Genomic DNA, 17345 nt, shown 5'->3' on the forward strand with positions numbered 1-17345 from the left:
CGATGACCGCCACACTGCCCGCTCCGGCCCGGCCACGCCGCGGCCGGAGCAGCACCTGGGTCGGCTGGAGCTTCATCCTGCCGAACTTCGTCGGGTTCGCCGCGCTGACCCTGGTGCCGGTGATCGCCTCGCTCGCGTTGTCCTTCCTGGACTGGGACTCCTACAGCAGCCCCCGGTGGGTCGGCCTGGAGAACTTCGACCGGATGATCCACAACGAGACCTTCTGGACGGCGCTGAAGAACACCACGTACTACGCCGTCGGGCACGTCCCGCTGACGCTCTGCGCGGCCCTGGGCTTCGCGGTCCTGCTGAACCAGCGGCTGCGCGCGGTGCAGTTCTTCCGGACCGCGTTGTTCTTCCCCTACATCACCTCGCTGGTCGCCGTCGCGGTGGTCTGGAACATGCTGCTCAGCCCGGAGGTCGGGCCGGTGAACCAGTTCCTGCGGGCGATCGGGATCGACAGCCCGCCGGGCTGGACGACCTCGACGACCTGGGCGATGCCGGCCGTCATCCTGGCCAGCGTGTGGCGCGACCTCGGGTACTACATGATCCTCTACCTGGCCGGTCTGCAGACGATTCCGGCCGAGCTTTACGAGGCCGCGCAGGTGGACGGCGCGAGCGGCTGGCAGCGATTCCGGCACATCACCGTGCCGTCACTGCGGCCGACCACGTTCTTCGTGCTGATCATGCTGACGATCTCCAGCTTCAAGGTGTTCGACCTGGTTCAGGTGATGACCGAGGGCGGACCGGGCCGATCCACCCTGGTGCTGTCGCAGGTGATCTTCCGCGAGGGCATCACCCAGGGCCGGTTCGGCTACTCCTCGGCGGTCTCGATGGCGCTGTTCGTGATCGTGCTGACGATCACGGTGGTCCAGTTCCGGTGGCAGCGAAGGAGTGAACGATGACCCTGACCGCGCCTCCCCAGGCTCCCGTCCGGGCACCGGCCCCCGCGCCGCCCGGTCCGGGTCGCCGGCAACGGGTCTCCGTCCGGCGGCTGCTCGCCTACCTGCTGCTGATCGTCCTGTCGGCGGCCGTGCTGGTCCCGTTCGCCTGGATGGTCTCGTCGTCGCTGAAACTCGACGCCGAGGTGTTCAGCGTGCCGATCCAGTGGATCCCGGCGGAGTTCCACTGGGACAACTTCGGCAGGATCTGGGAGCGGATCCCGCTGCTCACCTATCTGCGGAACTCGATCTTCCTCAGCCTGACGATCACCGCGCTGCAGGTGCTGACCGGCAGCTTCGCGGCGTACGGGTTCGCCAAGGTGCGGTTCCCCGGCCGGGACGCGTTGTTCCTGGCCTACATCGCCACCATCGCGGTGCCCTGGCAGGCCTACATGGTGCCGCAGTACGTGATCATGCAGAAGGCGGGTCTGGTGAACACGCACCTCTCGCTGATCCTGCTGCAGGCGTTCAGCGCGTTCGGGGTGTTCCTGATGCGGCAGTACTACCTGACGATCCCCGACGAGCTGAGCGAGGCGGCGAGGCTCGACGGTCTGAGCGAGTACGGGATCTGGGCGCGGATCGTGCTGCCGTTGTCGAAGCCGGCCCTGGCCAGCCTGGCGCTGCTCACCTTCGTCAACACCTGGAACGACTACATGGGGCCGTTCATCTACCTGACCGACAACAAGCTGTGGACCATCCAGCTGGGACTGCGCTCGTTCGTCGGCCTGTACGACGCGGAGTACGCGATGATCATGACCGGTTCGGTGCTGTCCGTGCTGCCGATCCTGGTGATCTTCCTGCTGGGCCAGAAGTACTTCGTGCAGGGCATCGCGACCAGCGGGCTGAAGTGATGACGTCCCCGCTCACCCGCCTGAACGTGCGACCGGATGCCTGGGAGCTGGTCTGGTCGTTCGCGCACCGGACGCTGATGGTCAACCTCTGCCTCGCGCTCGCGGGTCTGCCGTTGATGGCGGCGCTGGGGCTGGTCGCCGAGCCGTGGCGTTATCCGGTCTTCTTCGGCGTCCTCGCCCTCCCGCTGGGACCGGCGGCCGCGGCCGCGTTCGGGTTCCTGTCGAGCGACGACCCTCGGCCCTCGGCCGGAGTTCTGCTCCGGTCGTTGCGAGCCTCGGGGCGGAAGGCGTTGATCATCTCGATGCTGGCAGTCGCGCTGACCCTCGTGCTGATGGCGGATATCCGTGCTCTGGCCGGTTCGCGGGCCGGACCGGCCGTCGTCCCGCTGCTGGTGATGGTGACGTTGCTGGTGGTGTCGGCACCTCCGACCGCTTTGATGCTGACAGCAACCGAACCGGAGCTGTCGATCAGGCAGGCCCTCCAGCTGGCGCTCTATGCGACGGTCCGGAGGCCGCACCTCAGTGTGCTGTCGGCCGCCGTCGTCGCGGGTGCCGCGGTGATCGTCAGTCAGGCTCCGCTGGCCGGCCTGGCGACCGTCCCCGGCTGCGCCCTGTGGGTGGTCTTCGTCAACTCCAGATTCCAGTTGTCCCGACTGCCCCAGGAGATGAGAGGTGACAGCGGTGTCGCTCGTTCGCCGATGGCAGGCCATCGACCGCGCTGACCAGGAGGCCGCAGTACGGTCGGCGAGGGAACGCGCGGGTGTTCCCGACGTACGGCAGCGTTCGTTCTGGGAGTCACGAGACCCGGTCGCTCGGGCGGCGATCCTTGCCGAAGCGGATGCTGATCGCGGCCGACCTTGGCCGCACACGCTGGTGTCCGACTACGCCCGCTACTGGCGCGACGGGGTACGGACGGCGTACGAGGGACCGGCTGGTGAACTGCGGCGCCGGACGAGCGCGGCTGTCTTGGCCGCCGCGCTGACGGGGGAGCAGCAGCACGTCGACGTCGCAGCCGACGGCCTGCTGCTCCTGTGTGAGCAGACGACCTGGTGCTGGGCCGCGCACGAATCCTTCGCCACCGCGAAGCGGGAGGTGGTGGCGAGACCGGACCAGCCGTATCTGGACCTGGGCGCCGCCGAGACGGTGGGGATTCTGGCGTGGGCCGACCTGGTTCTGGCGCCGGCGCTCGACGAGCGGGTGCCGGGGCTGCGTCGCCGGATGCGGGAAGAGGCACGGCACCGGGTACTGCGGCCGTTCGTCGCCGACCGCACCTGGCACTGGCTCGGTCTCGACGGTCACGTGCACAACTGGAACCCCTGGATCCACGGACAGGTGCTCGCTGCCGCGTTGTTTCTGGAGACGGACCCAGTGGTGCAGACGCAGGTGCTCGGACTGGTCGTCGAGGGTCTTGACCGGTACCTGCGGTCCCTGCCGGCGGATGGTGGGTGCGACGAGGGATACGCGTACTGGTGGCATGGGCCGGCGCGGCTGGCGTCGGCGCTCGAACTCCTCGACCGGATCACCGGCGGAGGCTTCGGCCCGTGGTCCTGCGCTCCGCTCATCGAGTTGGCGCGCTATCCGCAGCGGATGGCTCTCGGGGACGGCTGGTATGTCAACGTCGGCGACGGCTCCGGCCGCCCGGCCGTCCGGCAGCCTTGGCAGGTCCTGCATCAGTGGGGCCGACGGATCGAAGATCCGGAGGTGATGAGCCACGCGGCGGCGTACCGGGGTGAGGCCTTGGCGATCGAGCTCGGTCTCGGCCGGGCTCTGTGGGCGCTGGCGGACGACGGCTGGTGGGCGGCGACCGCCGGCTCACCGCCGTTGCCCCGCTCGACCCTGCTGCCCGACGTGGAACTGCTGGTTGCTCGCGAGTTCGCCGCGAGCACGGAAGGCTGGGCCTTGGCGATCAAGGGCGGACACAACGACGAGAACCACAATCACAACGACGTCGGTTCGTTCATCGCGGCGCTCGACGGGACTCCGGTGCTCATCGATCTCGGTCAGCCGACCTACACCGCTGTCTCCTTCTCGGACCGGCGCTACGAGCAGTGGGTGGTCCGGAGCGAGTGGCACAACGTCCCGGTGATCGGCGGACATCAGCAGCAACCGGGTGCGCGACATCGAGCCACCGGCTTCGTCGTACGGCGGGACGCGGCCGCGGAGCTTGCGGAGCTGTTCCTGTCGGAGGCCTACCCCGGCGGGAATCTGCACCGGGCGGCGACACTCGACCGCGAGGCGGCGATGATTCGGGTGGTCGACACCTGGACGGGAAGTCTCCCGGTGGTGGAGCACCTGGTGATCGCGGGACAGCCGGTCGTTCACGACGCCGGTCGCCTCGTGGTCGAGACGCTCGGCGGGAGGCACGCGCAGCTGAGCTGGGACGAGGATCTCGGCCCGGGCAGACTTGAGCAGCGCGAGGTGGACGACGAGTTGCTCGCCGTTGTCTGGGGACCGATGGTGCACCGGCTGGTTCTCACAACCTCGCCGAGCGCACAGAAGTTCGAGTTGACACTGACGAGATTCCAGGAGCCTGCCCAGTGACCGAAGCGAGCTACACCGGCCTGACCCGCGACTCCTGGGCGGGCGTCGCCGACCAGCTGTTGCTGTCGCTGCGTCCTTGGTCCTCTCCCGATCACGCGCGGATCGATCTGCCGGGACAAACCAGCGCCTACGGACCTGAGAGCGACTCGCTGGAGGCCTTCGCCCGCTCCTTCCTGCTCGCGGCCATCAGGCTGCACGGGGAGGGCGGGAGAGATCCGCACGGCCACGCCGAGTGGTACGCCGACGGTCTGCGCGCGGGGACCGATCCGGCGTCACCGCACGCGTGGCCACGACCCGACGAGCTCGGTCAGGCGAAGGTGGAGGCTTGCTCGATCGCTCTCGGCCTCCACTTGTCCCGGCCCTGGCTGTGGGACCGCCTGCAGGAGCGTGACCGGGAACGGATCGTCGGATGGCTGGCAACGGTGGTGGGGGAGCAGTATCCGCCGATCAACTGGGTGTGGTTCCAGATCGTGGTGGAGACGTTCCTCAAGTCGGTCGGCGGTCCGTGGTCCCCGGCCGACATCGACAGCGGGCTGGTGGTGCACGAGTCCCTGGCCCGTGACCACGGCTGGTACGCCGACGGCCCCGAACGCGCCTTCGACCACTACAACGGCTGGGCGCTGCACGTCTATCCGTTGCTCTGGGCATCGATGGATCCCAGTCTCTGCCCGGCCGGCCTCGAAGCGGTCTGGCGAGAGCGGCTGGCCACCTTCCTGCGGACCGCCGTGCACCTGGTCGGCGGCAACGGATCGCCTTTGCTGCAAGGGCGGAGCCTGACCTACCGGTTCGCCGCGGCGGCCCCGTTCTGGATGGGCGCGATCACCGGTGCCACCGATCTGTCACCCGGTGTGTTGCGTCGCACCACCGCCGGCATGCTCGGCCACTTCCTCGATCGCGGCGTACCGGACGAACGTGGTCTGCTCACCCTCGGCTGGTACGGCGAATGGCCGGCGATCGCCCAGTCGTACTCCGGCCCGGGCTCACCGTACTGGGCGGTGAAAGGCATGCTCGGGTTGATGCTCCCGGCCGATCACGCCGTCTGGACCGCGAAGGAAGAGCCGTTGCCGGTGGAGGAAAGCGACTTCACCCTAGAGCTTGCCGAGCCCGGCTGGGTCGCGAGTGGTACTCGGTCCGACGGCATCGTCCGCATCGCCAACCACGGAACAGACCACTCCGTGCCAGGGGACACGCGCGCCGACTCTCCGCTCTACGCCCGGCTTGCCTACTCGACCCACACGATGCCACCGATGAGCGATGCGTTCTGGGCCGGGGCCCTGGAGAACAGCATCGCCGTGGTCCATCCCGAGTTGGGCGCCTCGCACCGCAACGGGTTCACGGCAGGTGGCGACCAGACGTCGATCTCCGCGACGCACTGGGTCCGGACCACCGAGGACCAGAGTCCGCGGCACGGCTCAGGGCGGGCCGGCAGCGTCGTCGCCGGACCAGCCGTCGCGATGGGTTCGCTTCTCAAGGGCAGTCACGAGGTTCGAGCCGCCCTGATCGATCCGGATGCCGACCTGGACCCGGCGTGGTCGATCGAGTTCAGCGGCTGGCCGCTGTCCGGTCATCGCCCGCCAGCCGACAGTTTGCCGGAGCACCGATCGGCTGTGCGAGTCGGGTCTGGTGAGCTCGGTTCGAGCCTCACCGCGGTCGTCGGGTTCGAGGCTGCCGAGGTCAGACGGGCGAAGGACGCGAGCGCCGTCGGCGGTCACACCGCGATCCCGGTGCTGACCGGATCGGCTGCACCAGGGCGCAGCTACGTGGCGATCGTGAGCTTGGCCGGTGGACAGCCCGAGGCGCTTCCGCGGGTGGAAGTGGCAGGAACGGCCGTTCGGGTCGAGTGGGCGGACGGCAGTACCGGCGTACTCGATCTGCCGCTGCCTTCGAGCTGACAGTTACTGCGTGTGAACGTTCACAAATCAGCCGGCTGAGCTCCGCTCGGTCCTTTGGTCGGCGTCGACGTTACGAGACCGTGACGCTTGCATTGCTGGCCGATGTCTTGACCGATCGGCGCCTGAGGGCAAATATGTGAGCGCTAACACTCGGCTCGAATCCCGTCGTTGCGGGACGGACCTGTCCGGAAAGGGGAGAGTTCGTGAAGAAGAAGTTCGTGGCCACCCTCGGTGGTGCACTGCTGATGCTCGGCCTCGCTGCGTGCGGCGGGCAGGGAGCGGGCGCGACCACCGACACCGCCAGTCAGAAGCCCGGTGACCTGACGATCGGCGTCTCGATGCCGACGCAGACGTCGGAGCGCTGGATCGCCGACGGCAAGGCGGTGAAGGAGAAGCTCGAAGCGAAGGGGTACAAGGTCGATCTGCAGTACGCGAACGATGACATCCCGACCCAGTCGCAGCAGGTCGACCAGATGATCACCCGCGGCGCCGACGTACTGGTGGTCGCCGCGATCGACGGCACCGCGCTCAGCAGCCAGCTGCAGGCCGCGGCGGACCAGAAGATCCCGGTGATCTCCTACGACCGGCTGATCCGCGGCAGCCAGAACGTCGACTTCTACGTCAGCTTCGACAACTACAAGGTCGGCGTCGCCCAGGCCAAGGCGTTGGTGCGCGGGCTGGGGCTGGAGAACGCCGACGGCTCGAAGGGCGCCAAGACCGGCCCGATCAACATCGAGCTGTTCGCCGGTTCGCTGGACGACAACAACACGCAGTACTTCTTCCGGGGCGCGATGGACACCCTGAAGCCGTACTTCGACAACGGTTCGCTGGTGGTCAAGTCCAAGCAGACCAAGCTCGAGCAGATCGCGATCCTGCGCTGGCAGCAGGAGGCGGCGCAGAAGCGGATGGAGAACCTGCTGACGTCGAGCTACAACGACGGCAGCAAGGTCGGTGGCGTGCTCTCGCCGTACGACGGCATCTCCCGCGGCATTCTCACCGCGCTGCAGAACGCGGGCTACGGCAAGACGGCCGGCGCCCTCCCGGCGATCACCGGCCAGGACGCGGAGATCGCGTCGATCAAGCTGATCGAGGACGGGGTGCAGAGCTCCACCGTCTTCAAGGACACCCGGCTGCTGGCCGATCAGGCCGTCAACGCGGCCGAGGCGTTCCTGCAGAAGAAGACGCCGGAGGCCAACGACACCAAGTCCTACCAGAACGGCGCCAAGGTGGTCCCGGCCTACCTGCTGCCGATCCGGACCGTCTTCAAGGAAGACATCAAGAAGGAGCTCGTCGACTCCGGCTACTACACGGCCGCCGAGGTGGCCGCCGGTCAGGCCAAATGACGGCGCCGGGGCCCGGCGCGGAACCGCCGGGCCCCGGCCGCTCGCACCGGTGGACCGAGGGGATGGAGGACGAATGGACGACGTACTGCTCGAGATGCGCGGTATCAGCAAGAGTTTTCCCGGCGTGAAGGCGCTGACGGAGGTCTCGCTCGCCGTCCGGCGGGGCGAGATCCACGCGATCTGCGGGGAGAACGGCGCCGGCAAGTCGACGCTGATGAAGGTGCTGTCCGGCGTCTATCCGGCCGGCAGCTACGACGGCGAGATCGGTTTCGACGGCCGGACCGTGCGGTTCGGCGGCATCCGGGACAGCGAGGCCGTCGGGATCGTCATCATCCACCAGGAGCTCGCGCTGGTGCCCTTCCTGTCGATCGCGGAGAACATCTTTCTCGGCAACGAGCGCCGCGGCCGGGGCGGCCTGATCGACTGGAACCGGACCAATGCGGAGGCCCGTGAGCTGCTGGCGTCCGTCGGGCTGGACGAGAACCCGGTCTCGCCCGTGATCGAGCTCGGCGTCGGCAAGCAGCAGCTGGTCGAGATCGCCAAGGCCCTGTCGAAGGAGGTGCGGTTGCTGATCCTCGACGAGCCGACCGCCGCCCTCAACGACGTCGACTCGGCCCACCTGCTCGAACTGCTCCGCCGGCTGCGGGACCGCGGCATCACCTGCATCATGATCTCGCACAAGCTGAGCGAGATCACCGCGATCGCCGACTCCACCACGGTGATCCGCGACGGCCGTACCGTCGAGACGCTGGACATGCGCTCCGGCGAGGCGACCCAGGAGCGGATCATCCGCGGCATGGTCGGCCGCGATCTCGCGACGTTCTACCCGGAGCGGGACTCCACCCCGGGACCGGAGGTGCTCCGGGTCGAGGACTGGACCGTGTGGCACCCGGTCCAGGCGCGCAAGGTCGTCGACGGTGCCGCCTTCGACGTCCGGGCCGGTGAGGTCGTCGGCATCGCCGGCCTGATGGGCGCGGGACGCACCGAGCTGGCGATGAGCATCTTCGGGCGCTCGTACGGACGCAACATCAGCGGGCGCCTCTTCCTGCACGGAAAGCAGGTGCGGGCGCGGACGGTGGCCGAAGCGATCGAGAACGGAATCGCCTACGCCACCGAGGACCGCAAACGGTACGGCCTCAACCTGATCGCCGATGTCCGTGTCAACGTCTCCGCGGCCGGGCTGGGCAAGCTGGCCCGGGCCGGCTGGGTCAACGGCAACGAGGAGATCAAGGTCGCCGAGGAGGGCCGGCGGGAGATGAACATCAAGACCCGCACCGTGATGGACGTGGTCGGCACGCTGTCCGGCGGCAACCAGCAGAAGGTCGTGCTGTCCAAGTGGCTGTTCACGGATCCGGACGTGCTGATCCTCGACGAGCCGACCCGCGGGATCGACGTCGGCGCCAAGTTCGAGATCTACACGATCATCAACCGGCTGGTGGCGCGCGGCAAGGCGGTCGTCGTGATCTCCTCCGAGCTTCCGGAGCTGCTCGGGATCTGCGACCGGATCTACACGCTGTCGGCCGGGCGGATCACCGGTGAGCTGCCGGCCGGCCAGGCCACCCAGGAAAGCCTGATGGCGCTCATGACGAGGGAGAGGGAGCTCGCCGGATGACCAGCACGAAACCGTCCGTACCGGCCGAGGAGGCGATGGCCGGCGGTGCGCCCGCCGTCGCCCTGCACGTCGGAACCAGTGATCCGCGCACGCTGATCATGCGCAACCTGCGGCAGAGCGGCATCTACATCGCCTTCGTCGTGATCGTGGCGCTGTTCGCCTTCCTGACCGACGGCGTGCTGCTCAGCCCGGGCAACATCACCAACATCGTCCTGCAGTACTCCTACATCCTGGTGCTCGCGATCGGGATGGTGATCCTGATCATCGCCGGTCACATCGACCTGTCGGTCGGGTCGATCGTCGCGCTGACAGGTGGCGTCTCGGCCGTGCTGGTGATCCAGCACGACCAGCCGTGGTGGGTCGGCGTACTGGCGGCCGTCGCGGTCGGTACGGCGGTCGGTGCCTGGCACGGTTTCTGGGTCGCGTACGTCGGGATGCCCGCGTTCATCGTCACCCTGGCCGGGATGCTGCTGTTCCGGGGCCTGACGCTGCAGGTGCTGGACAACGTCTCGCTGTCACCGTTCCCGGCGGAGTACCAGAAGGTCGCGAGCGGCTTCCTGAACGGCCTGCTCGGCGGTCAGGGCTACGACGCGTTCACCCTGCTGATCGCCGCGATCGCCGTCGCGGGGTACGCGGTGAGCGTGTTCCGCACCCGGCTGGCGCGGATCCGGTACGAGCAGCCGGTGGAGTCGTTCCCGCTGTTCGTCACCCGCGTGCTGGTGGTCGCCGCGATCGTCATGTACTTCGCCTGGCAGCTCGCTCACGCCCGGGGACTGCCGATCGTGCTGATCGTGCTGGCCGTGCTGGTGATCGTCTACGGACTGGTGACCAAGAGCACCGTCCTGGGCCGTCAGGTCTACGCGATCGGCGGCAACCTGTCGGCCGCGATGCTGTCCGGGGTCAAGGTCCGCAAGGTCAACTTCTGGATCTTCGTCAACATGGGATTCCTGGCCGGGGTCGCGGGCGTCATCTACTCGTCCCGGTCCAACGGCGCCCAGCCGGCGGCCGGCAACATGTTCGAGCTGGACGCCATTGCGGCGGCCTTCATCGGCGGCGCCGCGGTCGCGGGCGGTGTCGGCACCGTGGTCGGGGCGATGGTCGGTGGCCTGATCATGGCGGTGATGAGCAACGGGATGCAGCTGATGGGCATCGACCAGTCGACCCAGTCGGTCGTGAAGGGCCTGGTGCTGCTGCTCGCGGTTGCCTTCGACATCTACAACAAACGCCGCGCCGGTGCCGACCGCTGAGGCGGCCGCCGAGCCGACCCGCGACGCAGGAACGGGGCTCAGCCGGTGGACCTCCTTACTATTTCCCCATGGTGAGAACGGGCACGGGACACAACGGGACACAGGGCCGGGCACCGAGTATGGCGGATGTGGCCGCGGCGGCCGGTGTCTCGCACCAGACCGTCTCCCGGGTGCTGAACGGCTCCGAGCTGGTCCGGACCGAGACCCGGACCCGCGTGCTGGCGGCGATCGCGGAGCTGGGGTACCGGCGCAACAACGCCGCCCGGCTGCTGGTGACGAACAGATCGCACCGGATCGGGATGATCTCGGCCCATCTGGTGCTGCACGGACCGAGCATGATCGCGGTGTCGGTCCAGGACGCCGGCCACAAAGCGGGGTACGACGTCTCACTGGTCGCGGTCGAGGACTTCTCGGCGCAGTCGCTGCGCAACGCCGTGGACCGCCTGCTGGACGAGGCGGTCGAGGCGATCGTGGTGGCGGTCGCCCATCGCGAGGCGCTCGAACAGGTGGTGTCGATCGAGCTGCCCGTGCCGATGATCGTCGTCCAGGGGGTGAGCGAGGGGCAGCCGATGGCGGTGGGCATCGACCAGGAGGCCGGCGCCCGGCTGGCGGTGGAGCACCTGCTCGACCTGGGGCATCGGCATGTCGCCCACGTGACCGGTCCGCTGGAGTGGGTCGAGGCCGGCCAGCGGCGGACCGGGTGGCAGCGCGCGCACGAGGATCGGCACGTTCTGCCCGGGCCTGAGCTCGCCGGTGACTGGTCGCCGGAGAGTGGCTACCAGGCAGGACTGCGGATCGCCGAGGACCCGGACGTGACGGCGGTCTTCGTGGCCAACGACGGGATGGCGATGGGGCTGATGTACGCGCTGCACGAGAAGGGGCGCGAGGTTCCCGGCGAGATCAGCGTCGTCGGCTTCGACAACGTGCCCGAGGCGCGGTACCTCTGGCCGGCGCTGACGACGGTCGACCAGGAGTTCTCGCTGCTCGGCCGCCGGGCCGTCGAACTGACCTTGAGGGCGCTGGAGGGGGAGACCGGTTCCTCGACCCGGCTGATCCGTCCCGCGCTCGTCGTCCGTGACTCCACGGCTGCTCCCAAGACCGGGCCCGCTCGACGCTAGCGGCGATTTCGTTAGCGCTAACAACTACCTAGACAGCGCGGATGCCGTTCTTGACAGTGATCAATGTTAACGCTCACACTTTGGCTCAAGGATCGTCCGGCGCAACCAGGAAGGACTGTGGATGAGCTCCGAGCTGCGCTACGTCGTCGGAGTCGACTTCGGCACGCTGTCCGGCCGCGCCGTCGTCGTCCGGGTCTCCGACGGAGCCGAACTCGGCACGGGAGTGCACGAGTACGCGCATGCCGTGATCGATGACCGGCTGCCGGGAACCGGCCGGCGGCTGCCACCGGAATGGGCCCTGCAGGTGCCGGACGACTACCGTCAGGTCCTCGGCACCGCAGTCCCCGCGGCGATCGCCGCGGCAGACATCGATCCTGCTTCGGTGATCGGAATCGCCACTGACTTCACCGCCTGCACGATGGTCCCGTGCCTGGCCGACGGTACGCCGCTGAACGAGGTCGGCGAGTTCGCCGACAGGCCGCACGCCTACGTCAAGCTGTGGAAGCACCACGCCGCACAGCCGCAGGCTGACCGGATCAACGAGCTTGCCAGGCAGCGAGGCGAGGAGTGGCTGCCGCGGTACGGCGGACTGATCTCGTCGGAGTGGGAGTTCGCCAAGGCTCTGCAGTTGTTCGAGGAGGACCGCCGGCTCTACGACCGGATGGACCGATGGGTCGAGGCAGCCGACTGGATCGTCTGGCAGTTGTGCGGGCAGTACGTCCGCAACGCCTGCACCGCCGGCTACAAGGGCATCCTGCAGGACGGGCGCTATCCGTCGACGGACTTCCTCGAACACCTGTCGCCGGGCTTCGGCGGTTTCGTCGCCGACAAGCTGGAACACCCGATCGGTCAGCTCGGGTCGGCGGCCGGCCGGCTGACCGCCGAGGCCTCGGCGTGGACCGGGCTGCCGGAAGGGATAGCGGTCGCCGTCGGGAACGTGGACGCACATGTCACCGCGCCGGCGGCCCAGGCCGTGGACGCCGGACAGATGGTCGCCATCATGGGCACGTCGACGTGCCACGTGATGAGCGCCGACGCGCTGCGCGAGGTGCCGGGCATGTGTGGGGTGGTCGAGGGCGGCATCGTCGCGGGCCGATGGGGTTACGAAGCAGGCCAGAGCGGGGTCGGTGACATCTTCGGCTGGTTCGTCGACAACGCCGTACCGCCGTCGTACCACGAAGCGGCGGCCGCGGCGGGGGAGTCGGTGCACGAGCACCTCACGCGGCTCGCGGCCGGGCAGGCAGTCGCCGAACACGGGCTGGTCGCGCTCGACTGGCACAGCGGCAACCGGTCGGTGCTCGTCGACCACGAACTGTCCGGGCTGCTCGTCGGCCAGTCGCTGGCCACGCGTCCCGAGGACTGTTATCGCGCCCTGCTCGAGGCGACCGCGTTCGGGACCCGCGTCATCGTCGAGACGTTCGCCGAGAGCGGCGTACCGGTGCGCGAGCTGATCATCGCCGGCGGGCTGGCCAAGAACGCACTGCTGATGCAGATCTACGCCGATGTCACCAGGCTTCCACTGTCGATCATCGACTCGGAGCAGGGTCCGGCGCTGGGTTCGGGCATTCATGCCGCCGTGGCCGCCGGTGCCTACCCCGACGTCCCGACGGCGGCCAAGAGCATGGGCAAGGTCAGGCGCGGCGTCCAGCTGCCCGACGAGGCGCGGGCCACGGCGTACGACGAGCTGTTCGGTCTGTACCTCGAACTGCACGAGCACTTCGGCCGCCGGACCAAGCTGATGCGGAAGCTGAAATCCATTCGCCGGGCTGCTGTGGCCGGAGCACCTCAGAAGGAGGAGAGTCAGTGAGAGCCGTCGCAGCGGTCGCAGAGACTCTTACGCGGCTTCGGGCAGAGGTGAGCGAGCTGCACGCGCACCTGCCGGCGTACGGGCTGGTGGTGTGGACGGCGGGCAACGTGTCCGCCCGGGTGCCTGGCCACGAGCTGATGGTGATCAAGCCGAGTGGAGTCCTCTACTCCGAGCTGACCCCCGGCAACATGGTGGTCTGCGATCTCGACGGCCGGGTCGTCGATGGTGAGCACGCGCCGTCCTCGGACACCGCGGCGCAGGCCTACGTGTACCGCGAGCTGCCGCAGGTCGGCGGTGTGGTGCACACCCATTCGCCGTACGCCGTCGCCTGGGCCGCGCGCGGCGAGCCGGTTCCCTGCGTCACGACGATGTGCGCCGACGAGTTCGGCGGCCCGATCCCGGTCGGGCCGTTCGCGATGATCGGGGACGACTCGATCGGCCGCGGCATCGTCGAGACCCTCCGCGACTCGCGCTCACCGGCGGTGCTGATGCAGAACCACGGTGTCTTCAGCATCGGCCCGACCGCCAAGGCGGCGGTCAAGGCAGCGGTGATGTGCGAGGACGTCGCCCGGACGGTGCACCTGTCCCGGCAGCTCGGCCGGCCGATCCCGATCGACCAGTCCGCCGTCGACAGTCTCTTCGACCGGTACCAGCACGTGTACGGCCAACGATGACAGCTCTCCGCAGCAGCTCCTGGAAGGACCGCATGCCCGTGAACACCAGCGAGACGGCCCGAGAGATCTGGTTCCTCACCGGCAGCCAGGGCCTCTACGGTCCCGGCACTCTCCAGCAGGTCGCCGAACAGTCCCAGGTGGTGGCCAAGCGGCTCGCCGACGCCGAGCTGCCGGCCCAGATCGTCTGGAAGCCGGTGCTGCTGGACGCCGGCGCGATCCACCGGTTGTTGCTGCAGGCAAACAGTACGCCGGAGTGCGTCGGCGTGATCGCGTGGATGCACACGTTCTCGCCGGCCAAGATGTGGATCGCCGGCCTCGACGCGCTGCGCAAACCGCTGCTGCACCTGCACACGCAGGCCAACGTCGCGCTGCCGTGGTCCACGATCGACATGGACTTCATGAACCTCAACCAGGCCGCCCATGGTGACCGGGAGTTCGGCTACATCCAGTCCCGGTTGCAGGTGCCGCGCAAGACCGTGGCCGGACACGTCGAGTCGCCGTCGGTGCAGGAGCGGGTAGGGCACTGGGCTCGCGCCGCGATCGGGGTCGCCGAGCTCCGGTCGCTCAAGGTCGCCCGGTTCGGTGACAACATGCGCGACGTCGCGGTGACCGAGGGGGACAAGGTCGAGGCCCAGCTGAGGTTCGGCGTCTCGGTCAACACCTACAGCGTCAACGATCTCGTCACCGTGGTCGACGAGGTCACCGATGCCGAGATCTCAACGCTGGTGGAGGAGTACGCCGACACCTACGCCGTCGCGCCCGAGTTGCTGCCGGACGGCGCCCGCCACGAGTCGCTACGGTACGGCGCACGGATCGAACTGGGACTCCGGTCCTTCCTGACCGCCGGTGGGTTCGGCGCGTTCACCTCGAACTTCGAGGATCTGGGCGGACTACGCCAGTTGCCAGGGCTGGCCGTGCAACGGCTGATGGCCGACGGCTACGGTTTCGGTGGCGAGGGCGACTGGAAGACGTCGATGGTGCTGCGAGGCAGTAAGGCGATGGCCGAAGGGCTGCCGGGTGGCACCTCGTTCATGGAGGACTACACGTACCACCTGGTGCCGGGGGAGGAGAAGATCCTCGGCGCCCACATGCTGGAGGTCTGTCCCTCCCTCACCTCGACCCGCCCGGCGCTGGAGATCCATCCGCTCTCCATCGGCGACCGCGAGGACCCGGTCCGCCTGCGCTTCACCGCCGATGCCGCCGCCGGGATCGTGGTCGGTCTGGCCGATCTGGGCAGCCGCTTCCGGCTCACGGCGAACGTCGTGCAGGTCGTGGAGCCCGACGAGGACCTGCCGCGGCTCCCGGTCGCGTGTGCGGTCTGGAAGCCGGAACCGTCGCTGGCCACCGCGGCCGAGTCATGGCTGGTGGCCGGCGCACCTCACCACACGGTCCTGACGACAGCGCTCGACCGCGAGGTCTACGAGGACTTCGCCGACATGCTGTCGGTCGAGCTGGCCGTCATCGACTCCTCGACCACCGTGCGGGGGTTCCAGCGCGAACTCCAGTGGACCAACGCCTACCACCACCTCACCGGTCTGAAGGGCTGACTCCCGGCCGCCGGCGCCGGGATTTCCGGCACGGGCGCGTCCGATTTCCGGCCGATCGACGCTGCTCCGGTCCATAGCGGGAGGGGCGGGGTACCGGCCCGTTTCTCGCCGCCAGGAGGGGCGGCGAGGAACGATGCGGAGGGCTTCGCGGATGAACTCACGGATCAGGAACACGGCCATGGTGGTGGCTGCGACCGGTGCTGTCGCGGTACGGAAGGTGCTCGAGCGGGCACCCAGCGGCTGGCCGGGCACGCCGACGGTCGACCCGGAGCGCTGGCGGGTGGTGACGGTCTACCGGCCGATCGAGGAGATCGAGCCGGCGCTTCCCGAACCGCTGGCCGAGCTCGGCGACGCGGTCGAGATTCGGCTGACGACCGCGCCGGGCGACAAGGGCACCGAGGTGGCGGCGCGGCTTCGGCGTACCGGCAGGAACGAGCCGTCGGTGGAAGACCTTCGGCGCGCGCTGCGGGAGGCCAAGCAACTGCTCGAGGTCGGGTACGTACTGGAGCCGGACCGCAACTCCACCACCCAGCCCACCGGGCTGAACGCCGGGCTGCGCAAGGCGACTGCCGGTGCTCGTGGGGAGGGGCGGCTGTGAAGGCGCTGCTGTGGACCGGTGTCAACGAGACCAGCGTGGAAGAGGTCCCCGACCCGCAGATCCAGAACCCGGGTGACGTCGTCGTCAAGGTGAGCCGGACGGTCACCTGTGGCTCCGACTTGCACCTGCTCGGCGGGTACATCCCGTTCATGGAGAAGGGCGACGTGCTCGGTCACGAGTTCGTCGGCGAGGTCGTCGAGGTGGGATCCGAGGTACGCCGCCATCAGGTCGGCGACCGGGTCGTCGTGTGCTCGTTCATCTCCTGCGGCAAGTGCTGGTACTGCAAGAACGAGCTGTACTCCTGCTGCGACAACGGCAACACGAATCCCGGGATCACCGACCTGCTGTGGGGCGCCAACCCCGGTGGTTGCTTCGGCTACTCCCACGCGATGGGTGGCAACGCCGGCAGCCACGCGGAGTACATCCGGGTGCCGTTCGCCGACATCGGTGCCTTCAAGGTGCCCGACGAGGTCAGCGACGAGCGCGCCCTGTTCGCCTCCGACTCCGCCCCGACCGGCTGGATGGGGGCCGACCTGGGCAACGTCAAGGGCGGTGATGTCGTCGCGGTCTGGGGAGCCGGCGCGGTCGGCCAGATGGCCGCCCGGGCCGCCATGCTGCTCGGCGCGGAGCAGGTGATCATCATCGACCGCTTCGACTACCGGCTGCAGTCAGCTCGCCGGCAGATCGGCTGCGAGACGCTGAACTACGAGCAGACCGACGTCACGGCCGACCTCAAGGAGCGCAGCGGTGGCCGTGGGCCCGACGTCTGCATCGAGGCGGTCGGGATGGAGGCCCACAGTCCTGGGCTGTCCTTCGGCTACGACCAGGTGAAGCAGCAGTTGCGGCTGCAGACCGACCGCCCGACCGCGGTACGGCAGGCGATCTACAACTGCCGCAAGGGCGGAACGGTCTTCGTCCTGGGCGTCTTCGCGGGTTTCGTGGACAAGTTCCCGCTCGGCGCGATGATGAACAAGGGCCTGACCGTCCGCGGCGCGCAGATGCACGGGCAGCGCTACATCCCGATGCTGCTGGAGCGGATGGCCCGCGGCGAGCTGGTCACCGAACACCTGGCCACCCACACGATGCCGCTGACCGACGGCCCGAAGGGGTACCAGATGTTCAAGGACAAGACCGACGGGAACATCCGCTCGGTCTTCCTCCCGGCCGGCTGACC

General features: G+C 68.6%; 14 protein-coding genes. All 14 read left to right on the forward strand.

Translation table 11 applies throughout. The features are described 5' to 3' along the window. The first annotated feature begins 2 nt into the window (after positions 1-2). Entirely contained in the window at positions 3-905 is a 903-nt protein-coding gene (locus OX958_RS16385) for a carbohydrate ABC transporter permease (protein WP_270138588.1), read from the forward strand. Next, entirely contained in the window at positions 902-1792 is an 891-nt protein-coding gene (locus OX958_RS16390) for a carbohydrate ABC transporter permease (RefSeq protein WP_270138589.1), read from the forward strand. The genes OX958_RS16385 and OX958_RS16390 overlap by 4 nt, the downstream gene beginning before the upstream one ends. Beyond that, positions 1792-2514, forward strand: a complete 723-nt coding sequence (locus OX958_RS16395) for a hypothetical protein (protein ID WP_270138591.1) — start codon at positions 1792-1794, stop codon at positions 2512-2514. Before OX958_RS16390 ends, OX958_RS16395 begins: the two co-directional genes overlap by 1 nt. Next, on the forward strand, positions 2474-4333 hold the full coding sequence (locus OX958_RS16400; RefSeq protein WP_270138593.1) for a heparinase II/III domain-containing protein: 1860 nt from the start codon (positions 2474-2476) through the stop codon (positions 4331-4333). The genes OX958_RS16395 and OX958_RS16400 overlap by 41 nt, the downstream gene beginning before the upstream one ends. Beyond that, complete coding sequence (locus tag OX958_RS16405; RefSeq protein ID WP_270138595.1) at positions 4330-6225, forward strand: DUF2264 domain-containing protein; 1896 nt, start codon at positions 4330-4332, stop codon at positions 6223-6225. The genes OX958_RS16400 and OX958_RS16405 overlap by 4 nt, the downstream gene beginning before the upstream one ends. Before the next feature lie 203 nt (positions 6226-6428). Further along, entirely contained in the window at positions 6429-7568 is a 1140-nt protein-coding gene (gene chvE / locus OX958_RS16410; protein ID WP_270138597.1) for a multiple monosaccharide ABC transporter substrate-binding protein, read from the forward strand. 73 nt (positions 7569-7641) lie between these two features. Continuing rightward, positions 7642-9180 carry a multiple monosaccharide ABC transporter ATP-binding protein gene (gene mmsA / locus OX958_RS16415; RefSeq protein WP_270138599.1) on the forward strand — a complete coding sequence of 513 codons (1539 nt, stop codon included), beginning with the start codon at positions 7642-7644 and terminating at the stop codon, positions 9178-9180. After that, positions 9177-10427 carry a multiple monosaccharide ABC transporter permease gene (gene mmsB, locus OX958_RS16420; RefSeq protein ID WP_270138601.1) on the forward strand — a complete coding sequence of 417 codons (1251 nt, stop codon included), beginning with the start codon at positions 9177-9179 and terminating at the stop codon, positions 10425-10427. The genes mmsA and mmsB overlap by 4 nt, the downstream gene beginning before the upstream one ends. Before the next feature lie 68 nt (positions 10428-10495). Then, positions 10496-11545, forward strand: a complete 1050-nt coding sequence (locus tag OX958_RS16425) for a LacI family DNA-binding transcriptional regulator (RefSeq protein WP_270138603.1) — start codon at positions 10496-10498, stop codon at positions 11543-11545. 121 nt (positions 11546-11666) lie between these two features. Beyond that, positions 11667-13352 (forward strand): ribulokinase, encoded by a 1686-nt coding sequence (araB, locus tag OX958_RS16430; RefSeq protein ID WP_270138605.1) that lies wholly within the window; start codon positions 11667-11669, stop codon positions 13350-13352. Then, positions 13349-14026: an L-ribulose-5-phosphate 4-epimerase gene (locus tag OX958_RS16435; protein WP_270138607.1), complete on the forward strand. Its 678-nt coding sequence runs from the start codon at positions 13349-13351 to the stop codon at positions 14024-14026. Before araB ends, OX958_RS16435 begins: the two co-directional genes overlap by 4 nt. Before the next feature lie 32 nt (positions 14027-14058). Next, positions 14059-15573: an L-arabinose isomerase gene (araA, locus tag OX958_RS16440; protein WP_270138609.1), complete on the forward strand. Its 1515-nt coding sequence runs from the start codon at positions 14059-14061 to the stop codon at positions 15571-15573. Positions 15574-15724: 151 nt separating this feature from the next. Beyond that, the gene (locus OX958_RS16445; RefSeq protein WP_270138611.1) at positions 15725-16171 is read left to right on the forward strand and encodes a hypothetical protein; all 447 of its coding nucleotides are present in this window, start codon (positions 15725-15727) and stop codon (positions 16169-16171) included. Next, positions 16168-17343, forward strand: coding sequence for a zinc-dependent alcohol dehydrogenase (locus tag OX958_RS16450; RefSeq protein ID WP_270138613.1), 1176 nt, complete (start codon positions 16168-16170; stop codon positions 17341-17343). The genes OX958_RS16445 and OX958_RS16450 overlap by 4 nt, the downstream gene beginning before the upstream one ends. The last annotated feature ends 2 nt before the right edge of the window (positions 17344-17345 follow it).

Source organism: Kribbella sp. CA-293567, assembly GCF_027627575.1.
In the GTDB taxonomy this organism is placed as follows: domain Bacteria; phylum Actinomycetota; class Actinomycetes; order Propionibacteriales; family Kribbellaceae; genus Kribbella.

Excerpts from the sequence above, each read along its gene's own strand:
- araB (WP_270138605.1), top strand. The coding sequence starts at position 11,667 with ATGAGCTCCGAGCTGCGCTACGTCGTCGGAGTCGACTTCGGCACGCTG.
- OX958_RS16385 (WP_270138588.1), top strand. The coding sequence starts at position 3 with ATGACCGCCACACTGCCCGCTCCGGCCCGGCCACGCCGCGGCCGGAGC.
- OX958_RS16445 (WP_270138611.1), top strand. The coding sequence starts at position 15,725 with ATGAACTCACGGATCAGGAACACGGCCATGGTGGTGGCTGCGACCGGT.
- OX958_RS16395 (WP_270138591.1), top strand. The coding sequence starts at position 1,792 with ATGACGTCCCCGCTCACCCGCCTGAACGTGCGACCGGATGCCTGGGAG.
- mmsA (WP_270138599.1), top strand. The coding sequence starts at position 7,642 with ATGGACGACGTACTGCTCGAGATGCGCGGTATCAGCAAGAGTTTTCCC.
- araA (WP_270138609.1), top strand. The coding sequence starts at position 14,059 with ATGCCCGTGAACACCAGCGAGACGGCCCGAGAGATCTGGTTCCTCACC.
- mmsB (WP_270138601.1), top strand. The coding sequence starts at position 9,177 with ATGACCAGCACGAAACCGTCCGTACCGGCCGAGGAGGCGATGGCCGGC.
- OX958_RS16390 (WP_270138589.1), top strand. The coding sequence starts at position 902 with ATGACCCTGACCGCGCCTCCCCAGGCTCCCGTCCGGGCACCGGCCCCC.
- OX958_RS16425 (WP_270138603.1), top strand. The coding sequence starts at position 10,496 with ATGGTGAGAACGGGCACGGGACACAACGGGACACAGGGCCGGGCACCG.